We start from the raw sequence: 26543 nt of genomic DNA on the forward strand, positions 1-26543 counted from the left end.
AAAGGAGGCGGCAAGTATACTCGTCTTCAGCTGTCGGGCGTTGGCTGGCGCGACTGGAAATCGGTCGTCAGAGGTGCAGGCGGTCGCCTTCGCTGCGGCGGGCGATCTGCAACCTGGCGATGGTCGGCAGCAGATTGAGGCCGGTGTCCTTGCGGCACTGGTGGGCCCGGGCGATCAGTTCGTCGAAGCCGAGGTCGACCCGATCGCCGGCCGCAGCGAGGGCGACGGTATTGCCGCTGTCGCAGGACGGGAAGACCAGCGCGCGGCCATCGAAAGCGGCATCGATGCGCTCGGCGCTGGCCTGGAAACCCCGTTCGCGTCCGAGCAGATTGACCGCCAGCAGCCCGCTGTCGCTCAGCCGCGAACGGCAGGCCTGGTAGAACGGCAGGGTATCGAGGACGCCGGCGCGGGCGTTCTTGTCAAAGCCGTCCACCAGGATACAGTCGTAGCGGCTGCTGCCGGCGAGCATGTGCTCGGCGCCGTCATCGATCAGCACGCGCAGGCGGCGGGGGTCATCCGGCAGATTGAAATGCAGTCGCGCGACGATCTCGACCTGGGGGTCGATCTCGACGACGGTGATCTTCGTCGCCGGCAGCTGATGGTAGAGGAACTTGGCCTGCGACCCGGCGCCGAGGCCGATCAGCAGGGCCTCGCGTGGCCATGGCGATTCGCGGAGCAGCAACCCGGCCATCATCTCGCGTGTGTAGGACAGTTCGAGAGCGTTCGGGCTCCGGATCCGCATGGCCCCCTGCACCCAGGACGAGGCGAAATGGAGGTAGCGGACGCCGGCTGCCTCGCTGATTTCGATCAAGTCACGGGCCATCGGATCGGCCAGCGGTTTGTTGGCATGCTGCCATGGGGGACGAGGGAATGTCGCGGAGCGGGCAGTGGGCCGTCTAGGCCGCGGCCTTCACGGCTGACAGCGGTCTTGCCCGCACTGAGCTTGCCGGTGTCCGAACCGCCGGTTCAAGTGGTGATCAGGAATTTGCGATCTCGTTGTCGGCAGATCGTCAATTGACCCGCGCCGTTGAGACTCGCTATACTACCAGAGTTTTTCTGGCGGGGGCGCTGTCGCGCCAGCGATCGGCGCACTGGGCCAATTCGCGCCTGGATCGGTGTCCGGGCCACGCTCCCGACGCGCCGCGGCTGGCGGTGTGCCTAACGTGTGCTGGCCGTTGCTCGGGTCGACTAAGAGGTCATATGGATTATCTTTTTTCTGTGGTTCTGACGGTGCACATCCTGGCAGCGGTCAGCGTGATCGGCCTGGTCCTGGTCCAGCACGGCAAGGGTGCCGACATGGGCGCGGCCTTTGGCAGCGGCGCTTCGGGCAGTCTTTTCGGCGCAACGGGGGCGGCAAATTTCCTCAGCCGGGCCACCGCGGTCCTGGCGACGATCTTTTTTGTCACCAGTCTGTCGCTCGCCTACCTGGCTTCGACCGCACCAAAAACGACTGGCAGTGTGATGCGGGATGCGGTAAAATCCGGCCCTGTTCCAGCGCCGCCCTCGGGTGGTGTCGACCAGGGCAAGCACCCCGTGGATCCCGATTCAAAAGCAAAGGATATTCCCAGGTAATAGCGTTGAAAGCAGCGGCGGGGAAGGCTGGATTCCTCGATTGCCTCGCCTGCTGTCTGTAGTGCTGCCGACGTGGTGAAATTGGTATACACGCTATCTTGAGGGGGTAGTGACTTCGGTCGTATGAGTTCGAGTCTCATCGTCGGCACCAGGTGATGCCATCGGCAAGCGATGGCTGTGTTCTGAATCGAAGCGTTTGTGGGGCGCATCATGCTGGAAAGCTACTTCCCGGTACTGGTCTTCATCCTGATTGGCGTGGCCTTCGGTGTCATGCCGGTGGTGATGGGCATGATCGTCGCGCCACATCGTCCCGACAGCGCGAAGCTCTCGCCCTACGAGTGCGGCTTCGAGGCCTTCGAAGACGCGCGCATGAAGTTCGATGTGCGCTACTACCTGATCGCCATCCTGTTCATCCTGTTTGATCTCGAGGTCGCCTTCCTGCTGCCGTGGGCGACGATCTTCGGCGAGATCGTCGCCACCGATTCGGTGAAGTGGTTCGGTTTCATCGAGATGCTGGTTTTCATCGCCATTCTGGTCGTCGGCTATGTTTACGCCTGGGCCAGGGGCGCTCTGGATTGGGAGTGAGCGATGGGTATTGAAGGCATCCTCCAGGAAGGCTTCGTCACCACCACGGCCGACAAGCTGATCAACTACGTTCGTACCGGATCGATGTGGCCGATGAGTTTCGGCCTCGCCTGCTGCGCCATCGAGATGATCCATGCCGGCTGCTCGCGTTACGACCTGGACCGTTTCGGGATCGTCTTTCGTCCGAGTCCACGGCAGTCGGATGTGATGGTCGTCGCCGGGACGCTGACCAACAAGATGGCGCCTGCGATGCGCAAGGTCTATGACCAGATGGCCGAACCGCGCTGGGTGGTCTCGATGGGCTCCTGTGCCAACGGTGGCGGCTATTACCATTACTCGTACTCGGTGGTTCGCGGCTGCGATCGGATCGTTCCGGTCGACATCTATGTGCCGGGCTGTCCGCCGACTGCCGAGGCGCTGATCTACGGCCTGATACAGTTGCAGAACAAGATCCGCCGGACCAGCACCATCGCCCGCTGAACCAAACCAACCCGAGAGTGAGTCATGTCCGCCAAGCTGGAAGCGCTTAGCCAGAATCTGCAAGAGTGTCTCGGTGATCGAGTGAAGTCGTTGAAGGTGGCGCTGGGTGAAGTGACCATCGAAGTCGATGCCGCGGATTACCTGGGGGTGATGCAGACCCTGCGCGACGCGCCGGAACTGGCCTTTGAAGAGTTGATCGACCTCTGCGGCGTTGACTACTCGACCTATGGCAACGTCCCACGCGAGGGCCCGCGCTACGCCGCGGTAAGCCATCTGCTGTCGATTACCAGGAACTGGCGCTTGCGCGTCCGGTGCTTTGCGCCGGATGACGACTTCCCTTCGTTGCCCTCGGTGACCTCGGTGTGGAACAGTGTCAACTGGTTCGAGCGCGAGGCTTTCGATCTGATCGGTATCGTCTTCCCCGGCCACAATGATCTGCGCAGGATTCTCACCGACTATGGCTTTATCGGCCATCCGTTCCGCAAGGATTTCCCCGTTTCCGGTTATGTCGAGATGCGCTACGACCCGGAGCAGCAGCGGGTGATCTATCAACCGGTGACCATCGAGCCGCGCGAGATTACGCCGCGGATCGTTCGCGAAGCGACCTACGGGAAGGTCAACAATGCCTGAACTTCGTAACTTCACCCTGAACTTCGGGCCGCAGCACCCGGCCGCGCATGGTGTGCTGCGGATGGTGCTGGAACTTGACGGCGAAGTGGTGATGCGTGCCGATCCGCATATCGGCCTGCTCCACCGGGCGACCGAGAAGCTTGCCGAAAGCAAGACCTGGATTCAGTCGGTGCCGTACATGGACCGCCTCGACTATATGTCGATGATGTGCAACGAACATGCCTACTGCATGGCGATCGAGCGCTTGCTGGAGATCGAGGTGCCGGTCCGCGCCCAGTACATCCGGGTGATGTTCGACGAAATCACGCGCATCCTGAATCACCTGTTGTGGGTCGGCTGCCACGGCCTCGACGTCGGCGCGATGACCATGGTGCTCTACGCCTTTCGAGAGCGCGAGGATCTGGTCGATGCCTACGAAGCCGTGTCCGGCGCGCGTATGCACGCTGCATACTACCGGCCGGGCGGCGTGTACCGCGATCTCCCCGACCGCATTTCGCAGTATCAGGAGTCGAAGTGGAAGAGTGCGGCGCAGATCAAGCCGTTCAACGAGGCGCGCAGCGGCTCGCTGCTCGATTTTCTCGACGATTTCGCCGCCCGTTTTCCGAAGTTGCTCGACGAGTACGAAACACTGCTCACCGACAACCGGATCTGGAAGCAGCGGCTGGTCGACGTCGGTATCGTTACCCCCGAACGCGCGCTGCAGCGCGGCTTCACCGGGCCGATGCTGCGCGGGTCGGGAATCGCCTGGGATCTGCGCAAGAAGCAGCCCTACGAGGTCTATGACCGGGTCGACTTCGACATTCCGATTGGCAAGACCGGCGACTCGTACGACCGCTATCTGGTCCGCATGGAAGAGATGCGGCAGTCGAATCGCATCGTCAAGCAATGCGTCGACTGGCTACGGCAAAACCCGGGTCCGGTGATGTCGGACAACCACAAGGTTGCGCCGCCGGATCGCGAGGCCATGAAGTCCAACATGGAAGAGCTGATTCACCACTTCAAGCTGTGCACCGAAGGCATGCATGTGCCCGAGGGTGAGGTTTATTCAGCGGTCGAACACCCGAAAGGCGAGTTCGGCATCTACGTGATTTCCGACGGCGCCAACAAGCCTTACCGTTTGAAGATACGTGCGCCGGGTTACGTGCACCTGTCGGCGATGGATGAGATGGTCCGTGGCCACATGCTGGCCGACGTGGTGACCATCATTGGATCGCAGGACGTTGTTTTTGGCGAGATTGACCGTTGATGCTGACTTCAGAATCCCTCAAGCGAATTGACCGCGAAATCGCCAAGTACCCGGCCGACCAGAAGCAGTCGGCGGTGATGGCCGCTCTCGCCATTGCCCAGGAAGAGCAGGGCTGGCTGTCCAGCGAAGCGATCGAACTGGTGGCCAACTATCTGGGCATGGCGCCGGTCGCCGCCTACGAGGTGGCCAGCTTCTACAACATGTACGACCTGAAGCCGCTGGGCAAGTACAAGGTTTCGGTGTGTACCAACCTGCCGTGCATGCTCAGCGGCGGCGTCGACGCCGGCGAGTATCTCAAGAAGAAGCTCGGGATCGATTACAACGAAACGACCCCCGACGGCCTGATCACGCTCAAGGAAGGCGAGTGCATGGGCGCTTGCGGCGATGCGCCGGTGATGATCGTCAATAATCGCCGGATGTGCAGCTGGATGGACCCCGGGCAAATCGACCAACTGCTGGCGGAGCTGAAGTAATGGCGATTCTCGGTGCGATCAACCCGATGCTCAGCCTCGGTCTGGACGGCGACAATGCCTGGCGCCTGGCCGATTACGTCAAGCGCGGCGGCTACTCGGCGCTGCGCCGCATTCTCGAAGAGAAACAGCCACAGGAATACGTCATCAACGAGGTCAAGAAGTCGGTCTTGCGTGGTCGCGGCGGCGCCGGCTTTCCGACCGGCCTCAAGTGGAGTTTCATGCCGCGCTCGTTTCCCGGCGACAAGTACGTGGTGTGCAATTCGGACGAGGGCGAACCGGGAACCTTCAAGGACCGCGACATCCTGCGCTACAACCCGCATTCGGTGATCGAGGGGATGGTCATCGCCGGCTACGCGATGGGCGCCGCGCGCGGCTACAACTACATCCACGGCGAAGTGTGGGAGATCTACGAGCGTTTCGAAGAGGCGCTGGACGAAGCGCGGGCGGCCGGTTTTCTCGGCAGCGACCTGCTGGGCTCGGGTTTCAACTTCGAGCTCTTCGCCCATCATGGCTACGGGGCCTACATCTGCGGCGAAGAAACCGCGCTGCTCGAGTCGATCGAAGGCAAGAAGGGCCAGCCCCGCTTCAAGCCACCGTTTCCGGCTTCCTTCGGCCTTTACGGCAAGCCGACGACGATCAACAACACCGAGACCTTCGCCTCGGTCCCGTACATCATCAATCTGGGTGGCGAAACCTATCTCGAAGCCGGCAAGGCGAACAATGGCGGCACCAAGCTGTTTTCGGTTTCCGGCCATGTCAACCGCCCCGGAAACTACGAAATCCCGCTTGGCACGCCATTCTCCACGCTGCTCGAAATGGCTGGCGGGATGCGCGCCGGCCGCCAGTTGAAGGCGTGTATCCCGGGTGGCTCATCGTCGCCGGTGGTGCCGGCGGCGGCGATGATGGACTGCACGATGGATTACGATTCGATCGGCAAGGCCGGCTCCATGCTGGGTTCCGGCGCGGTCATCGTGATGGACGAGACGACCTGCATGGTGAAGGCGCTCGAGCGTCTTTCCTTCTTTTACTATGAGGAATCGTGCGGCCAGTGCACCCCCTGCCGTGAGGGAACGAGCTGGCTCTACAAGGTGGTGCACCGCATCGAGAACGGGCAAGGCCGCGCCGACGACCTCGATTTGCTGGCCAGCGTCACCACCAACATCATGGGCCGCACCATCTGCGCGCTCGGCGACGCCGCCTCGATGCCGGTACAGAGCTTCATCAAGCATTTTCGCGACGAGTTCGCGTACCACATCGAACACCAGAAGTGCCTCGTGCCCGTTGATGTCCAGCGCGCCGGCAGTGGCTTCTTTACGGCAAGGGTTTAGGGTACGAGACGATGGAAATCGAAATCGACGGCAAGGTGGTGCAGGTGCCCGACGGCAGCACCATCATGGACGCTGCGCAACAGCTTGGTGCCTATATCCCGCATTTCTGCTACCACAAGAAACTCTCGATCGCGGCCAACTGCCGGATGTGCCTGGTGCAGGTCGAGAAGGCGCCCAAGCCGCTGCCTGCCTGCGCGACGCCGGTGACCAACGGGATGAAGGTGTTCACCCATTCCGAGCTGGCGGTCAAGGCCCAGAAGGGCGTCATGGAGTTCCTGCTGATCAACCACCCGCTCGATTGCCCGATCTGCGACCAGGGCGGCGAGTGTCAGCTGCAGGATCTGGCGGTCGGTTACGGCGGCAGCGCTTCGCGCTATCAGGAAGGGAAGCGCGTCGTCTTCCACAAGGACGTCGGGCCGCTGATCTCGATGCAGGAAATGGCGCGCTGCATCCACTGTACGCGCTGTGTCCGCTTCGGCCAGGAAATTGCCGGGGTCATGGAACTCGGCATGGCCAACCGCAATATGCACGCCGAAATCATGACCTTCGTCGGCCGGTCGATCGATTCCGAACTGTCGGGCAACATGATCGATCTGTGCCCGGTCGGCGCGCTGACCTCCAGGCCGTTCCGCTACTCGGCGCGCAGCTGGGAGTTGTCGCGGCGCAAGTCGGTCAGCCCGCACGACAGCATCGGCGCCAACCTGACCGTGCAGATCAAGAACAACGTCGTCATGCGCGTCCTGCCGCGTGAGAACGAAGACGTCAACGAGTGCTGGATTTCGGACAAGGAGCGTTTTTCCTACGAGGCGCTGAACTCGCCGGCGCGTTTGACCCGGCCCATGATCCGCGTTGATGGCGCGCTGCGAGAAGTCGAGTGGAATGTCGCGCTCGATTATGTGGCGCATGCGCTCAAGGACATCGGCAAGGCTGGCGGCGGTGAGTCGCTGGCCGCGCTGGCGTCGCCGCACGCGACCCTGGAAGAACTCTATCTGCTGCAAAAGCTGACCCGCGGCCTCGGTTCGGGCAGCGTCGACTTCCGTCCGCGGCGCCGCGATTTTTCGGCTGACGGCAAGCTGGGCGGCACGCCGTGGCTGGGCCTTCGCCTCGCCGAGATCAAGGATCTGGACGCGGCACTGGTGGTTGGCAGCTTCCTGCGCAAGGACCACCCGCTGTTCGCGCAACGTCTGCGCCAGCTGGCCAAGAACTGGGGCAAGGTCAGCCTGCTGTCGCTTGGCAGTGACGACCCGCTGATCAAGTTGCACGCACAGCTGGCGGTCGCTCCTGCTGAACTGCCGCTGGCCCTGGCGGCCATCGTCAAGGCCGCTGCGCAACTGAAGAGCGAGCCGGTTCCGGCTGGCCTTGAGGCTGTCGAACCTTGCGCGAGCAGCCAGGCGATCGCCCAGAGCCTGGTCGGCGGCACCAGGAGCGCGATCTTCCTTGGCAACGCCGCCGAACAGCATCCTCAAGCCGCACGACTGCACGCGCTGGCCGCAGAACTTGCGAAACTGACCGGGGCAAGCTGCGGCTTCATCGGCGAAGCGGCCAACAGTGTTGGCGGCCACGTCGCCAAGGCCCTGCCCAGCGCGCTCAACGCCTACGAAATGTTCGCCCAGCCGCGCCAGGGCTACATCCTGCTCGGCGTCGAACCCGAGCTCGATTGCCACAACCCGCAACAGGCTCTGGCGGCCCTCAAGGCGGCTGCGCTGGTGGTCATGCTGACGCCGTTCAGTGATGGCGCGGCAGCTGATTACGCCGACGCGCTGCTGCCAATCACGCCGTTTACCGAGACCTCGGGTTCCTTTGTCAACAGCGAAGGCCGGGTGCAGAGCTTCAACGGTGTCGTTCGCCCGATCGGCGACGCGCGTCCCGGCTGGAAAGTGCTGCGCGTGCTCGGCAGTCTGCTGGCGCTGCCGGGCTTCGACTATCAATCGAGCGAGCAGGTACGCGATGAGATCGTCCCGGCCGGGGAAGAGTTTGTCCCCGGGCTGGTCAACAGCATCAGCGGTGTCCCCTGTGCGCTGGCCACAGCGCAGCCTGCAGGCTTGCAACGAGTGGCCGACGTGCCGATCTATTCAGCCGACCCGCTTGCCCGTCGTTCGCCGGCGCTCCAGAAGACGCACGACGCTGCTCCGCCTGCGGCGCGGATGCGCGCCAGCACACTGGCGACGCTTGGCGTCAGCGATGGCGTGCCGGTTCGCGTTCGGCAGGGGAACGGCGAGACGGTGCTGACCGCTAGGGCCGACGAGACGGTACCGCCGGGGTGCGTTCGGGTGGCCGCCGCTCATCAATCGACTGCCGCGCTGGGTGACATGTTCGGTTCGATCAACGTGGAGCGTGCATGATGGTCGATGCGCTGCAGGGGATGTTGCAAGGTCTTTTCGGGTCGGTCTTTCCGCTGGTGTGGGCGTTGATCAAGATCATGCTGATCATCGCCCCGCTACTGCTCGCCGTCGCTTACCTGACGTTCTGGGAGCGCAAGGTGATCGGCTGGATGCAGGTTCGCATCGGGCCCAATCGGGTCGGTCCCTGGGGGCTGATTCAGCCGATCGCCGACGGCCTGAAGCTGTTCCTGAAGGAAGTGGTGGTCCCGACCGGTGCCGACAAGAGCGTCTTCCTGATCGCGCCGATGTTCGCCTTCGCGCCGGCGCTGGCCGCCTGGGCGGTGGTCCCGTTCAACGACACGCTGGTGCTGGCGAACGTCAACGCCAGTCTGCTGTACATCATGTCGATCGGGTCGATCGGTGTGTACGGGATCATCCTCGCCGGCTGGGCGTCGAACTCGAAATACGCCTTCCTGGGGGGCATGCGCTCGGCGGCGCAGATGATCTCCTATGAAATCTCGATGGGGCTGGCGCTGGTGGTGGTGCTGATGGTTTCCAACAGCCTCAATCTGGGCGATATCGTCGGCGGCCAGAGTCGTGGGTTTTTTGCCGACAAGGGGCTCGCGTTCCTGTCGTGGAACTGGCTGCCGCTGCTGCCGATGTTCGTCGTCTACCTGGTGTCGATCGTCGCCGAGACCAACCGCGCGCCGTTCGACATGGCCGAAGGCGAGTCCGAGATTGTCGGCTTCCACTGCGAATACTCGGGGATGGCGTTCGCGGTCTTTTTCCTGGCCGAATACGCCAACATGATCCTGGTGTCGACGCTGACCTCGCTGCTGTTCCTGGGCGGCTGGTTGTCGCCGGTGGGTTTCCTCCCCGATGGCCTGCTGTGGCTGTTCATGAAGATTGCCGCGGTACTGTTCTTCTTCCTCTGGATTCGCGCCACCTTCCCGCGCTATCGCTACGACCAGATCATGCGCCTCGGCTGGAAGGTATTCATCCCGCTGTGTCTGATCTGGCTGGTCGTCGTCGGCTGCTGGATGATGTCGCCGTTGAGCATCTGGAAGTGAGAGGCTAGTCATGGGTTCGATGAAGGAAATTTTCAACAGCCTCCTGCTCAGGGAGTTGTTCAAGGGGATGTCGGTAACCGGGCGCTACATGTTCGCCCGCAAGATCACCGTCCAGTACCCGGAAGAAAAAACGCCGCAAAGTTTTCGATTTCGCGGCCTGCACGCGCTTCGGCGCTACCCGAACGGCGAGGAGCGATGCATCGCCTGCAAGTTGTGCGAGGCGGTTTGTCCGGCGATGGCGATTACCATCGAATCCGACCCGCGCGAGGACGGTTCGCGCCGCACCACGCGCTACGACATCGATCTCACCAAATGCATCTTTTGCGGTTTCTGTGAAGAGGCGTGTCCGGTCGATGCCATCGTCGAGACGCGGATTTTCGAGTACCACGGGGAAGAGCGTGGCGATCTCTACTACACCAAGCCGATGCTGCTGGCCAATGGTGACCGCTACGAAGAGCAGATCGCGGCAGACCGCGAACTCGACTCGAAATACCGCTGACAGGCCGACGCGATGGAATTCAAGACCTTCGTTTTCTACTTCTTTTCGGCGATCCTGGTGTTCGCCGGGCTGCGCGTGATCACCTCGCGAAACCCGGTGCACGCGGCGCTGTTCCTGGTCCTTGCCTTCTTTTCGGCGAGCGGGGTGTGGATGCTGCTGCAGGCCGAGTTTCTGGCGATCGCGCTGATCCTGATCTACGTCGGCGCGGTCATGGTGCTGTTCCTGTTCGTGGTGATGCTCCTCGACATCAATCTCGATCGCTTGCGGGAAGGTTTCTGGAGCTACCTGCCGCTGGGTTCGATCATTGCCTTGCTGATGGTCGCCGAAATGGGACTTTATCTTGCCGGCAATTACCTGGGCTGGCTAGAGAGCGCCGTGCCGCAGGCGACGGCGGACGCCAGCAATGTGCAGGCCGTCGGTCGTCTGATCTTTACCGAGTACGTCTATCCATTCGAGCTGGCATCGGTCGTCCTGCTGGTCGGCATTGTCGCCGCGGTGGCGCTCACCCAGCGCGGGAAGCGCAAGAACAAGTCGGTCAGCCCGTCGCAGCAGGTCTTCGTCAAGGCCAGGGACCGCGTCGCCGTTCTGCAGATGCCAGCCGAGAGGCGTGACTGATCGGCTGGCAGCGCACTCCGCAACACCAGACTTAGAATAAGAGGGGCGGCGAAAAGCTTGCCACCCCATGCAGAAGGAATCAGGGAGGCATCTTGCTTACACTGTCCCACTTTTTGATCCTGGGCGCGATCCTGTTTGCGATCAGCGTCGTCGGTATCTTTCTCAACCGCAAGAATCTGATCGTCATCCTGATGTCGATCGAGTTGATGCTGCTGGCGGTGAACATGAACTTCATCGCCTTTTCCCATTACATGCAGGATCTTGCCGGGCAGGTTTTCGTCTTCTTCATCCTGACTGTCGCTGCCGCCGAAGCGGCTATCGGACTGGCGATTCTGGTGGTGCTGTTCCGCAACCTGAAGACCATCCATGTGGATGATCTGGACAGCCTGAAGGGTTGAACATGGAAATGCAAAAGCTCTACCTGCTGGTTCCGCTGGCGCCGCTGTTCGGGGCCATCATTGCAGGCCTGTTCTGCCGCGTGATCCCCCGCTGGCTGGCGCACACCGTGACCATTGCCGGGGTGGCGATCGCCTTCGTCGCTTCCTACGTGATCTTCAAGGACGTGCAGGCGGGAAACACCTACAACGGCTCGGTTTATCGCTGGCTGACTTCCGGCGATTACCATTTCGAGGTCGGTTTCCTGATTGACCAGCTGACGGTCACGATGATGCTGGTGGTCACCTTCGTATCGCTGATGGTGCATATCTACACCATCGGCTACATGCAGGACGACCCGGGCTACAACCGTTTCTTCAGCTACATCTCGCTGTTCACCTTTTCGATGCTGATGCTCGTGATGAGCAACAACTTCATGCAACTGTTCTTTGGCTGGGAGGCTGTCGGCCTGGTTTCGTACCTGCTGATCGGCTTTTGGTATACCCGGCCGACGGCGATCTTCGCCAACCTGAAGGCTTTTCTGGTCAACCGGGTTGGCGATTTCGGTTTCATCCTCGGCATTGGCCTGGTGCTCAGCCACTTTGGCACGCTGGACTACGCCGCCGTCTTCGCCAAGGCGCCAATGCTCGCCGCCGAGACCACCATCCCGCTGTTCGGTGAAGGCAGCGCGGTTGCCCTGATGACCGCGATCTGCATCCTGCTGTTCATCGGTGCGATGGGCAAGTCGGCGCAGGTTCCCCTGCACGTCTGGCTGCCCGACTCGATGGAAGGTCCGACGCCGATTTCGGCGCTGATCCATGCGGCGACGATGGTCACCGCCGGCATCTTCATGGTCGCGCGCATGTCGCCGCTGTTCGAGTTGTCCGATACCGCGCTCTCGTTCGTTATCGTCATCGGCGCGATCACGGCGCTGTTCATGGGCTTCCTCGGCGTCATCCAGAACGACATCAAGCGCATCGTGGCCTATTCGACGCTGTCGCAGCTGGGCTACATGACCGTCGCCCTCGGCGCTTCGGCGTATTCGGTGGCGATCTTCCACCTGATGACGCACGCCTTTTTCAAGGCCCTGCTGTTCCTCGCGGCGGGATCGGTGATCATCGGCATGCACCACGACCAGGACATCCGCAACATGGGCGGTCTGCGCAAGTACATGCCGATAACCTGGTTTACGTCGCTGATCGGATCGCTGGCGCTGATCGGCACACCTCTGTTTTCCGGCTTCTACTCCAAGGACTCGATCATCGAGGCGGTCGCGCTTTCGCATATTCCGGGTTCCGGCTTTGCCTATTTTGCCGTCCTCGCCAGCGTCTTCGTCACCGCCTTCTACTCGTTCCGCCTGTATTTCCTGGTCTTCCACGGCGAAGAGCGTTTCGGCAAGGCGGCGGTGCACGAGCCAGCCCACGTCCAGGCCGCGGCGCACGCCGCCGACGATCATTCGGCGCACGGCGACGATGCCCATCACGCGGACGACGCGCACGCCGAGCACCATGGCCTTGCGCCCGGCCAGAAGCCGCACGAGACGCCCTGGGTGGTCACCCTGCCGTTGATCATGCTGGCCATTCCGTCGGTATTCATCGGTTACCTGACGATCGAGCCGATGCTCTTTGGCGACTTTTTCAAAGGCGCAATCTTCGTCGATTCCGAGGCGCATCCGGTGATGGAAGAGCTTGCCCACCACTTCCACGGCGCGCTGGCGATGGCCACCCACGCCGTCACCACCTCGGTGTTCTGGCTGGCCTTCCTCGGTGTCGCGTCATCGTGGTTCCTGTACATGAAACGCCCGGACATCGCGGCAGCGATCAAGTCCCGCTGCGCACCGCTGTATACGCTGCTCGACAACAAGTACTACTTCGACAAGTTCAACGAAGTGATCTTCGCCGGTGGCGCACGCTTGCTTGGCAGGGGTCTGTGGAAGGGTGGCGACACCGGCCTGATCGACGGCATCATCGTCGGCGGCGCGGTCCGCCTGGTGAGCTGGTTCGCGGCCCTGGCGCGCCTGTTCCAGACCGGCCACATTTACCACTACGCTTTTACGATGATTATCGGCGTGTTTGTGTTGATGACCCTGTGGGTCACGCGCGCCTGAGCTAGAGAAAGACTGGGAACGATATGTCAGGCACGCCGCTTCTCTCTCTTGCCATCTGGGTACCGATCCTCGCCGGCTTTGTTGTCCTGGCGACCGGCTCCGATCGCAACGCACCACTCGCCCGGATGCTCGCCCTGATTGGCGCCGTCGCGGGCCTGCTGGTGACCATCCCGCTTTATACGGGCTTCGATCTGCACACCCCGGCGATGCAGTTCGTCGAACTCCGCAGCTGGATTCCACGTTTCAACGTCAATTACCACCTCGGCGTCGATGGCATCTCGATGCCTTTCGTGCTGCTCAACAGCTTCATCACGATCACCGTCGTCCTCGCCGGCTGGCAGGTCATCGATAGCCGGGTGGCGCAGTACAACGCCGGTTTCCTGATCATGTCCGGCTTGCTGAACGGGATTTTCTCGGCCTTGGACGGGGTCCTGTTCTACGTCTTCTTCGAGTCCTCGCTGATTCCGCTGTACCTGATCATCGGCATCTGGGGCGGCGCCAACCGCGTTTATGCGGCGTTCAAGTTCTTCCTGTTTACACTGATGGGGTCGCTGCTGTTCCTGATCGCGCTGCTCTACATGTTCATCGAGTCGGGTGGCAGCTTTTCGATTCTCGACTGGCACCAGATGCCGCTCGGCATGACCGCGCAGACCTGGCTGTTCCTGGCCTTCCTGGTCGCTTTCGCGGTCAAGGTGCCGATGTGGCCGGTGCATACGTGGTTGCCGGACGCGCACGTCGAGGCACCGACCGGAGGATCGATCGTCCTGGCGGCGATCGCCCTGAAGCTCGGGGCCTACGGCTTTCTGCGGTTTTCGCTGCCAATCGCCCCGGATGCTTCGCACGAGCTGTCGGGCCTGCTGATCGCCCTGTCGTTGATCGCCATCATCTATATCGGCTTCGTCGCGCTGGTGCAGGCCGACATGAAGAAGCTGGTGGCTTACTCGTCGATTGCCCACATGGGCTTCGTCACGCTCGGTTTTTTCATGTTCAGTGCCCTCGGTATCGAAGGCGCGCTGGTCCAGATGATCTCGCATGGCTTCGTTTCCGGGGCAATGTTCTTCTCGATCGGCGTGATGTACGACCGCGCCCACTCGCGGCAGATCGCCGATTACGGTGGGGTGGTGAACACCATGCCCAAGTTCGCCGCGTTCTTCATGCTCTTCGCCATGGCCAATGCCGGCTTGCCGGCCACCTCTGGCTTCGTCGGCGAATTCATGGTCATCCTGGCCGCCGTAGACCACAACTTCTGGGTCGCCGTCGCCGCGGCCTCGACGATGATCGTTGGCGCGGCCTATACCCTGTGGATGTACAAACGAGTGATCTTTGGCGCGGTTGCCAACAAACACGTGGCCGAGCTCACCGACATCAACCGGCGCGAATTCCTGATTTTCGTGCTGTTTGCCGTTGGCGCGCTGGGCATGGGTCTCTATCCGCAGCCCTTTACTGAAGTCATGCACAGCTCGGTCAACGAGCTCCTGCGTCACGTCGCTCTGAGCAAGATCCAATAATTGGTAGCCGCTATGACTCTTGCCGAAATGCAGTTTCAGACCCCTGACCTCCGCCTCGCCAGTGCGGAGATCTTCATGTTGGCGATGGCCTGCATGATCCTGATCTTCGATCTCTTCGTGAAGGACAGGCAGCGAACGGTCATCTTCGTCGCCACGCAGCTGACGCTGGTCGGCGCCGCGGTGGTTACCTTCGCCACCAGTTCCGGCGAGATCAGCTACACCTTCAGCAACATGTACGTCGCCGACCTGATGGGCGACCTGCTGAAACTGCTGCTCTACCTGACGGTGATCGTCGTCCTGTTCTATTCGCGCGGCTATATTCTCGAGCGCGAGCAGATGGCCAGGGGCGAGTATTACGTTCTGGTGCTGTTTGCCACCCTCGGCATGATGGTGATGATTTCGGCGAACCACTTCCTGACCGTCTACGTGGGTCTTGAACTGCTGTCGCTGTCGCTCTACGCGCTGGTGGCGATGAACCGTGATTCGGTGCCGGCGACCGAAGCGGCAATGAAGTACTTCGTGCTCGGGGCGCTGGCTTCCGGTCTCCTGCTGTACGGCATGTCGATGATCTACGGGGCGACCGGTACGCTGGAGATCACGGCGGTTGCCGAACGCCTGTACATGGGGCAGGCGAACAAGACGATTCTGATTTTCGGCCTGGTCTTCCTGGTCTCGGGTATCGCCTTCAAGCTCGGCGTGGTCCCCTTCCACATGTGGATTCCAGACGTCTACCACGGTGCTCCGACGGCAGTCACCCTGCTCATTGCCACCGCACCAAAGCTGGCGGCCTTCGCGATCGTCATCCGGATGCTGGTCAATGGCCTGATCGTCCTCGCCCACGACTGGCAGACGATGCTGATCCTGCTTTCGGTGCTGTCGATGGCGATCGGCAACATCGCCGCCATCGCCCAGAGCAACCTCAAGCGGATGCTGGCGTATTCGGCGATCTCGCACATGGGCTTCATGCTGCTCGGCCTGGTCACCGGGATCGTCGATGGCGACGCGCGCTTTGCGCTCAACGCCTACAGCTCGTCGATGTTCTATGTCATCACCTACGTGCTGACCAGTGCCGGCACCTTCGGCATGATTCTGTTGCTGGCGCGCGGTGGTCTGGAGTCGGACGAACTCGACGATTTCAAGGGACTCAACAAGCGCAGCCCGTGGTTCGCCGCGGTGATGATGATGATGATGTTCTCGATGGCCGGGGTGCCGTTCTTCGTCGGCTTCTTTGCCAAGTTCTCGGTCCTGCAGGCGGTTGTCGCCGCTGGCTACCTGTGGCTGGCGGTCACCGCCGTGCTGTTTTCGCTGATCGGTTGTTTCTACTACTTGCGGGTGGTCAAGCTGATGTACTTCGATCAGCCGACCAACACCGCGCTGATCGAGGCACCGATGGACATGAAGCTGCTGATGTCCGCCAACGGCCTGGCCGTCGCCCTGCTCGGGATATTTCCTCAGGCGCTGATGTCGCTGTGTGCTTTCACGCTGCTGCGCTCGCTCTGACCGGCCGTTGACCGAAACGCCCCGCCAGACGGGGCGTTTTCAGTGGGAGCTAGCGAATGGAAGACGATTATCCACACCTGCGTGAGAAGCAGATCGAGAGCACGCAGGTGTTTCGCGGCAAGCTGCTCGACGTGCGCCTTGACCGGGTGCGCCTACCGGACGGCGGCGACTGCCAGCGCGAATACGTCAAGCATCAGGGCGCAGTGGTGGTCATCGCGCAGCTCGACGACGGCCACCTGCTGTTCGTCCGCCAGCATCGCTATCCGCTGCGTCGCACCATTCTCGAGTTGCCTGCCGGCAAGATCGACCCGGGCGAGAAGATCCTGGATACCGGCACCCGTGAGCTGCTCGAAGAGACCGGCCACCTGGCCAGCGAGTGGCGCTACCTCGGCGTGATGCACCCGTGCGTCGGCTATTCCGACGAGCGGATCGAGATCTTTCTTGCCCGCGGGTTGCGCCGCGAAGCGGCTCCCAATCTGGACCGTGGCGAATTTCTCGACGTTCTCAGCCTCTCGCTGGCGGACGCGCTGACGGCAGTGAGAAGCGGCGAGATCACCGACGCGAAGACGATCACCGGACTGTTCTGGGCCGAGAAAGCGTTGCTCGGTGGCTGGTGACTGCGCCGCCGTTCATGATGGCTTGCAGTAGCGCGGCTCGGTTGTCCATTTCCGGACCTGGGTGGACAGCATGGCCTGGTAGGCGGCGATCGCCGCCAACTGGGCATTATCGTACCTGGCGATGGCCCGCCTCATCTCCGGGTGGGTATTGCCACGCTTGCCATCACGGATGGCTATCATCTGACGCAGCAGGTACGGGTAGTGCTGGCCTGCGATCACCGGGTAAGACTTCTCCTTGACGCCGTCGCCGTTGGGCTGGTGGCATTGGGCACATTCCTTGTCGTAAAGTACCTTGCCATAGGCGACCAGCTTGGGGCCATCGGGGGCTTCATACTTCGCGGAGTCGCGTGGAACGCAGAGCGTGCCGATATACGCGGCGACGTCTGCCAGAGACTGCGCATCAGGGAGCCTGGTGGCGAACGGATACATCGCCGGGTTGTCTCGCAAGCCAGATCGAATGTCGGCCAACTGCTTGATGATCACGGTCGCGTGCTGTCCCGCCAACTGCGGAATGCTGCCGTCCGGCGTGCCGCCGCCGGTCGGCAGGTGGCAGGACTCGCAGTAGGCCCGGTAGTCCTCCTCGCCGGCCTTGACATCACCCTTCAGCCTCAGGGCCTGGATCGTCTCGGCGTTCTGCACGTTCCACTGCAGGTCCGGCGTCTCTGCAGCCGTGCTTTTCTTGCTGGCAGTTTCAGCCAGGGCAACATTAGCGGCCAGAGACAGCGTGACGGCAACGATCAGCGACATGTACATGGTCCTCTCCTTTCAGGTGTTGCAGGGAACCGCTCCAAGAAAAGGGCTTGCGAACCGCTTTCGCCGTCGATGAGCTTGGCGACGTGGCCTTCCGGACCGTCGGTCGCGAAGCCTTGATCCTGCTCCTCTCGGCCAGCATCGCATGTCTGCTGTCAGTATAGTAATCGAAACAACAGCCGAGCGCGCCAGCGAGAGCTCGGTGTACGTCGTTCCATCTCGCCGGTCGCGGCCGCCACTTCGACCGGAACATGGTCGACGAGGCCTGAAGTGCGGCGGCGCCGGAATGACTCATCGGTCCGCCGGCGGTGGGGAGTCGCCCGGTGCACCAGCAAGCGCCTTGACGGCTGCCCGCAACTCGGCCACTTCACACTCCAGCCGGGTGACTCTCTCTTCGAGTTGGCGGTGCTCGCCGTCTTTTCCCGGCAGCGGCGCGTCTTTTTCGGCCGCAGCCGCGGGGGCCCCGCAAAGAATGTGCGCCCAGCGATGTTCGCGCGCTCCGGCCTGCCTGGGCAGACGGGTCACCAGAGCGCCGCTGGCGCGCGCGGCCAGTTCTTCCAGAAACGCTTCAACCGACGAGGAATCGTCAAAGCGGTACAGGCGTTCACTGTTGGCGCGCAACTCACTGACGGTTTGCGGTCCACGCAACATCAGGACGGCGAGTAGCGCCACAGCCGCCGCTGGCACGCCATAGACCCGGGCGAAATTCTGCGCGTAACGCAGCACGCGGCCGGAAGCGCCGTAGGTTTCGATGACCAGGACGCGGCCGCGCAGGTCCTCGAGTGCGGCCTGCACCTCGCTTTCGCCAACGCTGATCACCGGCTCGCGCGCCGATTTCTGGTTGCAGCCGGCGCACAGTCCGTGCAGCGTCAGCGGATAGGCGTCGGGAGTGGTTTTTTCCTTCTCGATCAGCACACCGAGGATGCGCGCTTCGAGAAGGCTCAAGGTCTGCAAGGTATCGGAAATCTGGGCCATTAAGTCAGTAGCTCCGTCTGTGGGGGGGTGCGGGGGCTGCGGTTCAGTCGTCGGAGCCGCGGTGCTAGCCAGGCGGCGTCTGGCTTCAGCGACATTGCCGGTTTGGCCATTCGCCGCGACCGGCCACTTTCCGTCGCCCGCTCAGGCCAGCAATTGGCCGTGTTCGCGCGAGTCGTGGAAGGCGACCCGCGGCCACTTCTCGCTGGTCACTTCAAGGTTGTAGCGCGTGCTCGCCAGGTACACCGGGTTGCCGTCAACGTCTTTGGCCATGCGGTGCATTTGCTCGCGCTCGAAACCGCGCCGGGTGGTGTCATCTGGAAACGTCAGCCAGCGCGCGGTGTAGATGTCCGCCGACTCGAAGATCGCATCGACCTTGTACTCGGTTTGCAGGCGCTGCGCGACAACCTCGAATTGCAGCGTGCCGACCGCGCCGAGCAGCAGCGCGCCGCTGCCCAGATTCTCGAAGACCTGGATCGCGCCCTCTTCGCCAAGCTCCTGCAGGCCCTTCTGCAGCTGCTTGCTCTTCAGCGGGTCGCGCAGCCGAGCCACCCGAAACAGCTCCGGCGAGAAGTAGGGAATGCCCTTGAAGGCCAGCGTTTCACCTTCGCTCAGGCAGTCGCCGATGTGCAGGTTGCCGTGGTTGTGGATGCCGATGATGTCGCCGGCCACCGCGTCCTCCATCAGCAGGCGCTCGTTGGCCATGAAGGTCAGCACATTGGCCAGCTTGATCTCGCGATCGAGACGCACGTGCCTGACTTTCATTCCCGGGCTGTAGCGGCCCGAGCAGACGCGAAAGAACGCGATCCGGTCGCGGTGCTTGGGGTCCATGTTGGCCTGGATCTTGAACACGAAACCGGTGAATGCCTTTTCGCCGGGCTGAATCAGGCGCGTGCCGCCGTCGCGTTCCTGCGGCTGCGGTGCCCAGTCGAGCAGCGCCTGCAGGATTTCCTGAACGCCGAAGTTGTTGATTGCCGAGCCGAAGAATACCGGCGACTGGTGGCCGGCGAGAAAACCGACCAGGTCGAACGGGCTGCTGGCGCTCTGGATCAGGTCGACGTCCTCGCGCAGCTTGCCCACCTCGCCGGGAAACTGCGCATCGAGCAGCGGGTTGCCGAGACCTTCCAGGCGCTCGGACTCGCTGCGCCGCTCCTGGCCGGCGGCGAAGTGCAGCAGGCGATCGTCGAGCAGGTGATAGACGCCGCGAAAGGTCTTGCCCATGCCGATCGGCCAGGTGATCGGTGCGCACTCGATGCCCAGCACCGACTCGATTTCCTCGAGCAGTTCGAAGGGCTCGCGGACCTCGCGGTCGAGCTTGTTGACGAAGGTGATGATCGGCGTGTTGCGCATCCGGCAGACGTTGAGCAGCTTGATGGTTTGAGCCTCGACGCCCTTGGCCGCGTCGATCACCATCACCGCCGCATCGACAGCGGTCAGGACGCGGTAGGTGTCTTCCGAGAAATCCTCGTGGCCTGGCGTGTCGAGCAGGTTGACGGTGTGCCCCTGATACTCGAACTGCATCACCGAGCTGGTCACCGAGATGCCGCGCTGCTTCTCCACCTCCATCCAGTCCGAGGTCGCGTGGCGAGCACTCTTGCGTCCTTTGACCGTGCCTGCGAGCTGGATCGCGCCGCCGAACAGAAGCAGCTTCTCGGTCAGCGTCGTCTTGCCGGCATCGGGGTGGGAAATGATCGCAAAGGTGCGCCGCCTGGCGACGTCGCGCAGGATCCCCGGAGGAAACTGACCGTCGTCCGGGCTGTCGTTCGGGGAATCGCTGGGGGTGGTGCTCATCAGAAAGCTTTCGACGGCAAGAAAACAGAAAGCCGCCGGTCGGGAAAGAGAAGGCTGACCCACTGGCGGCGTGCAGGCTGCACTATAGCAAGACTGGCCCCGAGCGGGAACCGCGCCGCCTGGGGCGCGGTGCCGGGATGAATTGCGCAGCCGCGCGCTGGCTTCGGGCGGTCGATCTGATCCCTGCAGCGTCATTGACGCCGGGCTGCATCGCCCCGCCGTCACCGTGATCTTCGCCCGGCACTACCGGCCGGCAATCGCGGTCGAAAACCGGGGCCCGATTGCGCAAACTGCCGTCCGGGGCCATGATGACGTTGCCGGGCACCGTGCTGGTCGCCGCACGGGCCGACGCATGGATCTCCCTGCGGTGCGGGGATCGCTGGCCGGCTCGTTCGGCAGTTGCAGGCTGGTCGATCCGGTGAGCAAGTGGCGCCGGTCCGGCAGGCGGTGATCGCCGACGGCCAAGGGCCAGTAAACCGTCCGGATCAATTCTGACCACGAGGAGGATCACGATGGAAAACACTGTTCACACGCTGAGCGAGCTATTCCGCCAACTCGGCTTGCCGGATGATTCGGCGAGCATCGAGGATTTTATTGCCCGTCACCGGCCGCTGCCGCACGGACTTCCCCTGGCCGAAGCACCATTCTGGACGCCGAGCCAGGCGCAGTTCCTCAGCGAGGAGATCAGTGCCGACGCCGACTGGGCTGAACTGGTGGACACCCTGTCTTCACTCCTCGCCTGATCGCTGGATGTCGAGCGCGGCGCGCTCGGCCGATGATCAGGCGCTAACCCTGACAACTTCTCCACGTACCGTCACTGGCAGCTGCTTCTGCCATGGCTTCATCCATGCCCGGCGCGCAGCGCCGCGATACGTTCCGCCAGCGGCGGGTGGGTCATGAACAGGCGCTTGATGCCGTCGCCACCGCCACCGCTGATGCCGAAGGCTGCCAGCTTTTCCGGCAGGGGTGCGGGATGCAGCGAGTTCAGCCGCTCCAGCGCGGCGATCATGTGCTGGCGCCCGGCGAGGTTGGCGCCGCCCCGGTCGGCGCGAAATTCGCGCTGCCGCGAGAACCACATGACGATGATCGAAGCGAGAACGCCGAGCACCAGTTCGGCGACGATCATGGTGACGAAGAAGGCCGGCCCCTGGCCGCGCTCGGTCTTGAACACGACGCGATCAACCAGGTGGCCGATGACGCGTGACAGGAACATGACGAAGGTGTTCACCACGCCCTGGATCAGCGCCAGCGTCACCATGTCGCCGTTGGCGACGTGGGCGATTTCGTGACCGATGACGGCTTCGGCTTCGCGCTTCGACATCCGCTGCAAGAGGCCGCTGGAAACCGCGACCAGGGAACTGTTCCTGCTCATGCCGGTGGCGAAGGCGTTGACCTCGGGGGTGTCGAAAATGCCCACCTCGGGCATCTTGATGCCGGCTTGGGCCGCGTACGTGTGCACCGTTTCCAGCAGCCAGGATTCGGTCGAGTTCGCTGGCGTTTCGATCACCTGCACGCCCATCGCCTTCTTCGCCGACCACTTCGAGATGGCCAGCGAGATGAAGGAACCGCCGAAACCCATGACGGCGGCGAAGATCAGCAGCGACGTGAGGTTCAGCCCGCTGGCGTTGAGATAGGGCTCGACGCCCAGGAGGCGCATGCTGACCGACAACACCAGCACGATGGCCATGTTGGTGGCGACGAAGAGGAAGATGCGTTTCACGGGTTCTCCTTGGCGGTGGGGTCTGGCGACGGGGTTTGGCGAGAGGTGGACGAGGCTGTTGCGCTGACCGCAAGCATGGCTTTCAAGGCGCTGATTTCGTCGCGCAGACTGCGCATTTCGCTGTGCAGGTCGGCTTCGATGTGCTCGCGGGCCGCGACCACGGCCAGTTTCGTGTCGTGCTGCTCGGCGTCGGTGTAGCTTTGCATGGCGTTGACGATGATCGCGATGAACAGGTTGAGCATGGTGAAAGTCGCCACCAGGATGAAGGGGACGAAGAAAGCCCATGCGTAGGGGAAGTTCTCCATCACCGGGCGGGCGATGCCCATCGACCAGCTCTCCAGGGTCATGATCTGGAACAGTGTATAGAGCGAGCGGCCGAGGTCGCCGAACCATTCCGGGTGGGTCGCGGCGAACAGCTTGGTGGCAATCACCGCGAACACGTAGTAGACGATCAGCAGCACCAGAGCGATCGAGCCGAGGCCCGGAATCGCCGCCAGCAAGGCCCCGACGACGCGTCGCATCGACGGCACCATGGTCAGGAGGCGCAGCACGCGCAGCACCCGCAAGGCCCGCAGTACGGCCAGCGGCCCGGTGGCCGGGACCAGCGCGATGGCGACCACGGCGAAATCGAAGACGCTCCACGGGTCGCGCCAGAAGGCCGCGCGCTGGGCGTAAAGGCGCAGGACGATTTCGACCACGAACACCGCCAGGATGGCACGGTCAAGCAGGACGATCAGCCCGCCGGTCACCGCCAGCGCGCTGGCCGATGTTTCCAGGCCCAGCAAGGCGGCATTGAGCAGGATCAGACCGATGATGAAGTTCTGCACGCGCGGCTGCTCGAGCCAGGCGCGAACCCGCTGGCGTGTGTCGCCTGCCGGATGGTCATTCATCTTCGTGCGCATGGTCGTTTCAGCGATACGCCAGCAAGGCCAGCGCCAGCAGCGCAACCGTTGCCCAACCCAGGCGGTCGATGTACCGGTGAAGTGCTGCCTCCATGCGCGCGCCGCCCCAGGCCATCAGCCCGGCGACGAGGAAGAAACGCGCACCGCGCCCGATCAGCGAAGCGACGACGAAAGGCAACAGGGCCATCGACAGGGCGCCGGCGGCGATGGTGAAGACCTTGTAGGGAATCGGCGAGAAGCCGGCGATGAACACCGCCCAGAAGCCCCAGAGCCCGAACCACTCGACCGCCGTCCGATAGGCCAGCCAATAGCGGCTCTCGTGCAACCACGGCAGTACGGCGTCGATGGCGAAGTAGCCGATGCCATAACCGAAGAGCCCGCCCGCCACCGAGGCCAGTGTCGTCAGGAGCGCGAGGCGCCACGCCAGCCGCGGTTGCGCGAGGCACATCGGCGCCAGCATCACGTCCGGCGGGATCGGGAAGAACGAGGATTCGGCAAAGCTCATGCCGCCCAGGTACCAGGGCGCGTGCGGATGCCGGGACCAGACCATGGTCCGGCGATAGAGTGATGAAAACAGTCTCATTGCCGGACATCGTGCGGTTCAAGAGCACGGCAGGGTCCAAGGATTGTCGCGACCACCACCCCGTTCTGCACCGCGCGCCGGCTGCCCATCAGCGAGTTCCGGGAAAAACGCTGTCGCACCGGCACGACCACGGGCACATCGCTGCGGCCGGAAATGGCGTCGGCCACGCCAGGAACCGCGGATGCCACCGCGATGTCCTCCAGTTCCTCGGGGACTTGGGAAGGACGCTCGTCCCAGGCGGGCTCTTCCGGCGCCTTCGGTCCGAATCGCCTCGTCAGGTACTGGAACAACATGATGGCCAGAAACACCAGGACATAGAGCAGTTCCTCAGGGATGCCTTTCATGGAGATTCTTCCTGGTTTCGCTTGGTGGCAAGCGGCGCGTTATCGGCGCTGGCGATCTCTTCGCGCATGCTGGTAGCGGCCTGCAGGTTCTTCATGCGGTAGTAGTCCATGATGCCCAGATTGCCCTGGCGGAAAGCCTCGGCCATGGCGCGCGGCACTTCGGCCTCGGATTCCACGACGCGCGCCCGCATCTCCTGCTCCAGCGCGACGGCCATGGCGCGACGCTCCTCGGCCTTGGCCTGGGCGATCTGCTTGTCGGCATTGGCCTGGTCGATCTGCAACTTGGCGCCGATGTTCTCGCCCACCATCACGTCGGCGACGTCGATTGACAGAATTTCGTAGGCCGTACCCGCGTCCAGGCCCTTGGAGAGAACATGCGTGGAAATGTGATCCGGGCTCTCCAGCACGCTCTTGTGGCTCGCGGAAGAACCGATCGTGCTGACCATGCCCTCGCCGACGCGCGCGATGATCGTCTCCTCGCCGGCGCCACCCACCAGCTGGTTGATGTTGGTGCGCACGGTGACCAGGCAAACGGCAATCAGCTGGATGCCGTCCTTGGCCACGGCGGCTATTTTCGGGGTCTGGATCACCTTGGGCAGCACCGACATCTGTACCGCTTCGAGCACATTGCGTCCGGCCAGATCGATGGCTGCCGCTTGCTTGAAGGGCAGGGGAATGTTGGCCATGTCCGCCGAAATCATGGCTTGACCACGCGGACGACATTGCCGCCGGCAAGGAAGTGGGCTTCCAGATCGTTGATGGAAATTTCCAGGCCGGCCTGCACCGCGCTGATTCTTGCCGTCACCACCGTCGCCGGCGGAACGCGGCGCAGGCGCATGGCGATCAGCGTGAATAGTCCCAAGTAGGCCCGGGAAGCCCACGCGGAAATCCACAGCGGAATGGGCACCAGATAGAGAACCAGCGCCGCCACCGCCACCATGAGAATGCCCAGTTCTCCGGTCATGTTGTTCAGGATATCGATCATTTTCTATCTTGTTGTTGCCGATGTGCGGTATTCGCCGCACGACGATCGCCGCGGAAGCCGCGGCTACTCATTGCTGTTCATGAAACCCGGCAGGCTGCTGAAAAGGTTGAAGCTGGAGACGAACGGCAACTCGCCTGGTCCCAGGCTCGGGGCCATAGGCCGCAAGCCTGGCACCGCCATCCCGGCCGGGACGGCTCCCGGATGAAGGATTCCGATTCCTGCTTTAGTCATCCTCTTCCAGAACGGGAATCGGGAGCAGGGCCACGTAGTCGTCCACCGAACCGCCAGCCAGGCAACACTCAATGATCGTGCGACCGAGGGGGTTGAGGTCGGCTTCCAGGAACTGCGTCAACTCCTTGTGGAAAAAATCGGTCAGTTGCCGGGCGCCCAGGTCATAGGCGGAGTTTCCGACCTCTGCCTGTTTTTCGACTTGCAGCAGGATCCCGGGAATCGTCTGTCCCTCGACCACCACGCTCTTCATCGCGAAGCCGAGCAAGGGGCAGCGCGATGGAGCGACCTGCACTCGCGAGAAACGCGCGCCACCGCGCCGAGCGAGATACTCGCGGGCGATCCATTGCGGCATGAAGCCCGTCTCCCACGCGCCCACATGCTGATTGGGACACAAGATGTATTTCATCCGCGGCGTGGCGACGATCTGATCGAGCAGCAGATTTGCCTGGTCGACCATGCGTCCGGTAGCGAACGGCCAGTAGGAACCAACGCCCTCCGAAGTCATGCCTTCGGTAGCCACGATGCTCGGATTGGCATGGCCGCGCGGCGCCACCAGCCGCCACAGCCAGGCCAGCGCCGGCGGCAGCAGATGGAACAGGCCGATGATGCCATAGGTCGGGTTCTCGATGGTGTTGGGTGGACAGCGCACGCCGAAGCTGCGGATGTCCACATTCACGGCGCCCTGATAGACGCCCGGCACTGCCTTGCGCGGCACGACCACGCGCGGGTTCGGGCACGGCTTGCCGGGCTCGTCCTCGATGTGCTCCCAAATCAGTGCGGTGGCGCCAGGGCGGGCATCGATGTTGAGAAACAACAGCGGCTCGGTTGGATGGATGGTCATCTTCTCGAGGTTGGGGTCGGTCCCGTAGTGGGTGATGTGATTGACGCGCACAAACCAGCCCTGCTCGGCATCGATCAAAGCCAGGCGCCCATCGTGCTTGCCGAGCGACGGATGGCACAAGGCCATGTCGTCGGTCACCGCGCGTAGCTCGCAGTTGTGCGGCAGCACGAGGGTGCGGCGTTCACCCGACAGCACATTTGTGAGGGTGGGGGGCAGTTGGCACAGAACCGAAGGCGGTGTTTTCTGGGGTAGCCGGGCTGGAAGGCTTGCGGGACAAGGGTTTGCGGGGTGGGGGGCGAAAAATCGGCGGCATTTTACGTTTGGCACAAAATATCCGGATTTCCGGCTCGATTGCCCGGCGAATGGATAATTGCCCACAGAAAACGATGTGGCTTTGGATGGTGCGGCGTTTGAGGTTGTGACGCAGGTTGCTGCACCTGGTGCGCGTTAAACCGAGGTGCGATTTATCCGCGCGAGCGCAACCAGGACGAAGCTTTT

General features: G+C 62.6%; 25 protein-coding genes, 1 tRNA gene and 2 pseudogenes. 18 read left to right on the forward strand and 10 right to left on the reverse strand.

Going from position 1 to position 26543, the window contains the following annotated elements; all coding sequences use genetic code 11:
- Positions 1 to 67: 67 nt before the first annotated feature.
- Positions 68 to 823 carry a fused MFS/spermidine synthase gene (locus Q1L50_RS02070; protein WP_300335534.1) on the reverse strand — a complete coding sequence of 252 codons (756 nt, stop codon included), beginning with the start codon at positions 821 to 823 and terminating at the stop codon, positions 68 to 70.
- 377 nt (positions 824 to 1200) lie between these two features.
- Here Q1L50_RS02070 and secG point away from each other — a divergent pair, with 377 nt between their 5' ends.
- The 17 genes from secG (at position 1201) to Q1L50_RS02155 (ending at position 16926) form a co-directional block, all read left to right on the forward strand.
- Entirely contained in the window at positions 1201 to 1572 is a 372-nt protein-coding gene (gene secG / locus Q1L50_RS02075; RefSeq protein ID WP_300335665.1) for a preprotein translocase subunit SecG, read from the forward strand.
- 66 nt (positions 1573 to 1638) lie between these two features.
- Positions 1639 to 1723, forward strand: a tRNA-Leu gene (locus tag Q1L50_RS02080).
- A 59-nt stretch (positions 1724 to 1782) separates the two neighbouring features.
- Positions 1783 to 2157 carry an NADH-quinone oxidoreductase subunit A gene (gene ndhC, locus Q1L50_RS02085; protein ID WP_300335536.1) on the forward strand — a complete coding sequence of 125 codons (375 nt, stop codon included), beginning with the start codon at positions 1783 to 1785 and terminating at the stop codon, positions 2155 to 2157.
- Between the two features lie 3 nt (positions 2158 to 2160).
- The gene (locus Q1L50_RS02090) at positions 2161 to 2637 is read left to right on the forward strand and encodes an NADH-quinone oxidoreductase subunit B (RefSeq protein ID WP_300317097.1); all 477 of its coding nucleotides are present in this window, start codon (positions 2161 to 2163) and stop codon (positions 2635 to 2637) included.
- Positions 2638 to 2661: 24 nt separating this feature from the next.
- The gene (locus Q1L50_RS02095) at positions 2662 to 3267 is read left to right on the forward strand and encodes an NADH-quinone oxidoreductase subunit C (protein ID WP_300335538.1); all 606 of its coding nucleotides are present in this window, start codon (positions 2662 to 2664) and stop codon (positions 3265 to 3267) included.
- Positions 3260 to 4513: an NADH-quinone oxidoreductase subunit D gene (locus Q1L50_RS02100; protein WP_300335540.1), complete on the forward strand. Its 1254-nt coding sequence runs from the start codon at positions 3260 to 3262 to the stop codon at positions 4511 to 4513. Before Q1L50_RS02095 ends, Q1L50_RS02100 begins: the two co-directional genes overlap by 8 nt.
- A complete protein-coding gene (gene nuoE, locus Q1L50_RS02105; RefSeq protein ID WP_300335541.1) occupies positions 4513 to 4986 on the forward strand; it encodes an NADH-quinone oxidoreductase subunit NuoE in 474 nt (157 codons plus the stop codon). Before Q1L50_RS02100 ends, nuoE begins: the two co-directional genes overlap by 1 nt.
- Before the next feature lie 26 nt (positions 4987 to 5012).
- Positions 5013 to 6314 (forward strand): NADH-quinone oxidoreductase subunit NuoF, encoded by a 1302-nt coding sequence (gene nuoF / locus Q1L50_RS02110; protein WP_300335666.1) that lies wholly within the window; start codon positions 5013 to 5015, stop codon positions 6312 to 6314.
- Positions 6315 to 6325: 11 nt separating this feature from the next.
- A complete protein-coding gene (gene nuoG / locus Q1L50_RS02115; RefSeq protein WP_300335542.1) occupies positions 6326 to 8656 on the forward strand; it encodes an NADH-quinone oxidoreductase subunit NuoG in 2331 nt (776 codons plus the stop codon).
- Positions 8653 to 9705 (forward strand): NADH-quinone oxidoreductase subunit NuoH, encoded by a 1053-nt coding sequence (gene nuoH, locus Q1L50_RS02120; protein WP_300335543.1) that lies wholly within the window; start codon positions 8653 to 8655, stop codon positions 9703 to 9705. Before nuoG ends, nuoH begins: the two co-directional genes overlap by 4 nt.
- 10 nt (positions 9706 to 9715) lie before the next feature.
- Positions 9716 to 10204: an NADH-quinone oxidoreductase subunit NuoI gene (nuoI, locus tag Q1L50_RS02125; RefSeq protein WP_300335544.1), complete on the forward strand. Its 489-nt coding sequence runs from the start codon at positions 9716 to 9718 to the stop codon at positions 10202 to 10204.
- Positions 10205 to 10216: 12 nt separating this feature from the next.
- Positions 10217 to 10819 carry an NADH-quinone oxidoreductase subunit J gene (locus Q1L50_RS02130; protein ID WP_300335546.1) on the forward strand — a complete coding sequence of 201 codons (603 nt, stop codon included), beginning with the start codon at positions 10217 to 10219 and terminating at the stop codon, positions 10817 to 10819.
- Positions 10820 to 10911: 92 nt separating this feature from the next.
- Positions 10912 to 11217 carry an NADH-quinone oxidoreductase subunit NuoK gene (nuoK, locus tag Q1L50_RS02135; protein WP_300335548.1) on the forward strand — a complete coding sequence of 102 codons (306 nt, stop codon included), beginning with the start codon at positions 10912 to 10914 and terminating at the stop codon, positions 11215 to 11217.
- Between the two features lie 2 nt (positions 11218 to 11219).
- Positions 11220 to 13301 (forward strand): NADH-quinone oxidoreductase subunit L, encoded by a 2082-nt coding sequence (gene nuoL / locus Q1L50_RS02140; protein ID WP_300335550.1) that lies wholly within the window; start codon positions 11220 to 11222, stop codon positions 13299 to 13301.
- A 23-nt stretch (positions 13302 to 13324) separates the two neighbouring features.
- A complete protein-coding gene (locus Q1L50_RS02145) occupies positions 13325 to 14809 on the forward strand; it encodes an NADH-quinone oxidoreductase subunit M (RefSeq protein WP_300335552.1) in 1485 nt (494 codons plus the stop codon).
- Positions 14810 to 14836: 27 nt separating this feature from the next.
- Entirely contained in the window at positions 14837 to 16309 is a 1473-nt protein-coding gene (gene nuoN / locus Q1L50_RS02150) for an NADH-quinone oxidoreductase subunit NuoN (RefSeq protein ID WP_300335667.1), read from the forward strand.
- 56 nt (positions 16310 to 16365) lie between these two features.
- Positions 16366 to 16926 (forward strand): NUDIX hydrolase, encoded by a 561-nt coding sequence (locus Q1L50_RS02155; RefSeq protein WP_300335554.1) that lies wholly within the window; start codon positions 16366 to 16368, stop codon positions 16924 to 16926.
- Between the two features lie 12 nt (positions 16927 to 16938).
- Here the strand turns inward: Q1L50_RS02155 and Q1L50_RS02160 are convergent, their stop codons facing one another.
- From Q1L50_RS02160 to Q1L50_RS02170, 3 genes are all read right to left on the reverse strand, one after another.
- On the reverse strand, positions 16939 to 17679 hold the full coding sequence (locus Q1L50_RS02160) for a c-type cytochrome (protein WP_300335556.1): 741 nt from the start codon (positions 17677 to 17679) through the stop codon (positions 16939 to 16941).
- Positions 17680 to 17967: 288 nt separating this feature from the next.
- The gene (locus tag Q1L50_RS02165; RefSeq protein WP_300335558.1) at positions 17968 to 18651 is read right to left on the reverse strand and encodes a YceH family protein; all 684 of its coding nucleotides are present in this window, start codon (positions 18649 to 18651) and stop codon (positions 17968 to 17970) included.
- A 141-nt stretch (positions 18652 to 18792) separates the two neighbouring features.
- Entirely contained in the window at positions 18793 to 20439 is a 1647-nt protein-coding gene (locus tag Q1L50_RS02170) for a peptide chain release factor 3 (RefSeq protein WP_300335559.1), read from the reverse strand.
- Positions 20440 to 20951: 512 nt separating this feature from the next.
- On the opposite strand from Q1L50_RS02170, the gene Q1L50_RS02175 reads away from it, so the two are divergent.
- Positions 20952 to 21182 carry a DUF2789 domain-containing protein gene (locus Q1L50_RS02175; RefSeq protein ID WP_300335560.1) on the forward strand — a complete coding sequence of 77 codons (231 nt, stop codon included), beginning with the start codon at positions 20952 to 20954 and terminating at the stop codon, positions 21180 to 21182.
- 98 nt (positions 21183 to 21280) lie between these two features.
- On the opposite strand, the gene htpX is transcribed toward Q1L50_RS02175, so the two are convergent.
- The 6 genes and pseudogenes from htpX to Q1L50_RS02205 form a co-directional block, all read right to left on the reverse strand.
- Complete coding sequence (gene htpX / locus Q1L50_RS02180; protein WP_300335562.1) at positions 21281 to 22159, reverse strand: protease HtpX; 879 nt, start codon at positions 22157 to 22159, stop codon at positions 21281 to 21283.
- The gene (locus Q1L50_RS02185; protein WP_300335564.1) at positions 22156 to 23061 is read right to left on the reverse strand and encodes an ion transporter; all 906 of its coding nucleotides are present in this window, start codon (positions 23059 to 23061) and stop codon (positions 22156 to 22158) included. Before Q1L50_RS02185 ends, htpX begins: the two co-directional genes overlap by 4 nt.
- A gap of 7 nt (positions 23062 to 23068) precedes the next feature.
- Complete coding sequence (locus tag Q1L50_RS02190; RefSeq protein WP_300335566.1) at positions 23069 to 23644, reverse strand: YqaA family protein; 576 nt, start codon at positions 23642 to 23644, stop codon at positions 23069 to 23071.
- Entirely contained in the window at positions 23641 to 23988 is a 348-nt protein-coding gene (locus tag Q1L50_RS02195) for a hypothetical protein (protein WP_300335567.1), read from the reverse strand. The genes Q1L50_RS02190 and Q1L50_RS02195 overlap by 4 nt, the downstream gene beginning before the upstream one ends.
- Positions 23985 to 24952 (reverse strand): annotated as a pseudogene (gene floA / locus Q1L50_RS02200) (flotillin-like protein FloA). Before floA ends, Q1L50_RS02195 begins: the two are co-directional and overlap by 4 nt.
- A 244-nt stretch (positions 24953 to 25196) precedes the next feature.
- A pseudogene (locus Q1L50_RS02205) lies at positions 25197 to 26243 on the reverse strand (DUF4914 family protein); the annotation flags it as partial.
- Between the last annotated feature and the right edge of the window lie 300 nt (positions 26244 to 26543).

It is taken from the genome of Accumulibacter sp., assembly GCF_029255145.1.
GTDB lineage: Bacteria > Pseudomonadota > Gammaproteobacteria > Burkholderiales > Rhodocyclaceae > Accumulibacter.

Bases quoted from the DNA above. Each gene is read 5' to 3' on its own strand.
- Q1L50_RS02070 (WP_300335534.1), bottom strand. From the start codon at position 823: ATGGCCCGTGACTTGATCGAAATCAGCGAGGCAGCCGGCGTCCGCTAC.
- secG (WP_300335665.1), top strand. From the start codon at position 1,201: ATGGATTATCTTTTTTCTGTGGTTCTGACGGTGCACATCCTGGCAGCG.
- ndhC (WP_300335536.1), top strand. From the start codon at position 1,783: ATGCTGGAAAGCTACTTCCCGGTACTGGTCTTCATCCTGATTGGCGTG.
- Q1L50_RS02090 (WP_300317097.1), top strand. From the start codon at position 2,161: ATGGGTATTGAAGGCATCCTCCAGGAAGGCTTCGTCACCACCACGGCC.
- Q1L50_RS02095 (WP_300335538.1), top strand. From the start codon at position 2,662: ATGTCCGCCAAGCTGGAAGCGCTTAGCCAGAATCTGCAAGAGTGTCTC.
- Q1L50_RS02100 (WP_300335540.1), top strand. From the start codon at position 3,260: ATGCCTGAACTTCGTAACTTCACCCTGAACTTCGGGCCGCAGCACCCG.
- nuoE (WP_300335541.1), top strand. From the start codon at position 4,513: ATGCTGACTTCAGAATCCCTCAAGCGAATTGACCGCGAAATCGCCAAG.
- nuoF (WP_300335666.1), top strand. From the start codon at position 5,013: ATGCTCAGCCTCGGTCTGGACGGCGACAATGCCTGGCGCCTGGCCGAT.
- nuoG (WP_300335542.1), top strand. From the start codon at position 6,326: ATGGAAATCGAAATCGACGGCAAGGTGGTGCAGGTGCCCGACGGCAGC.
- nuoH (WP_300335543.1), top strand. From the start codon at position 8,653: ATGATGGTCGATGCGCTGCAGGGGATGTTGCAAGGTCTTTTCGGGTCG.
- nuoI (WP_300335544.1), top strand. From the start codon at position 9,716: ATGGGTTCGATGAAGGAAATTTTCAACAGCCTCCTGCTCAGGGAGTTG.
- Q1L50_RS02130 (WP_300335546.1), top strand. From the start codon at position 10,217: ATGGAATTCAAGACCTTCGTTTTCTACTTCTTTTCGGCGATCCTGGTG.
- nuoL (WP_300335550.1), top strand. From the start codon at position 11,220: ATGGAAATGCAAAAGCTCTACCTGCTGGTTCCGCTGGCGCCGCTGTTC.
- Q1L50_RS02145 (WP_300335552.1), top strand. From the start codon at position 13,325: ATGTCAGGCACGCCGCTTCTCTCTCTTGCCATCTGGGTACCGATCCTC.
- nuoN (WP_300335667.1), top strand. From the start codon at position 14,837: ATGCAGTTTCAGACCCCTGACCTCCGCCTCGCCAGTGCGGAGATCTTC.
- Q1L50_RS02155 (WP_300335554.1), top strand. From the start codon at position 16,366: ATGGAAGACGATTATCCACACCTGCGTGAGAAGCAGATCGAGAGCACG.
- Q1L50_RS02160 (WP_300335556.1), bottom strand. From the start codon at position 17,679: ATGTACATGTCGCTGATCGTTGCCGTCACGCTGTCTCTGGCCGCTAAT.
- Q1L50_RS02165 (WP_300335558.1), bottom strand. From the start codon at position 18,651: ATGGCCCAGATTTCCGATACCTTGCAGACCTTGAGCCTTCTCGAAGCG.
- Q1L50_RS02170 (WP_300335559.1), bottom strand. From the start codon at position 20,439: ATGAGCACCACCCCCAGCGATTCCCCGAACGACAGCCCGGACGACGGT.
- Q1L50_RS02175 (WP_300335560.1), top strand. From the start codon at position 20,952: ATGGAAAACACTGTTCACACGCTGAGCGAGCTATTCCGCCAACTCGGC.
- Q1L50_RS02185 (WP_300335564.1), bottom strand. From the start codon at position 23,061: ATGCGCACGAAGATGAATGACCATCCGGCAGGCGACACACGCCAGCGG.
- Q1L50_RS02190 (WP_300335566.1), bottom strand. From the start codon at position 23,644: ATGAGACTGTTTTCATCACTCTATCGCCGGACCATGGTCTGGTCCCGG.
- Q1L50_RS02195 (WP_300335567.1), bottom strand. From the start codon at position 23,988: ATGAAAGGCATCCCTGAGGAACTGCTCTATGTCCTGGTGTTTCTGGCC.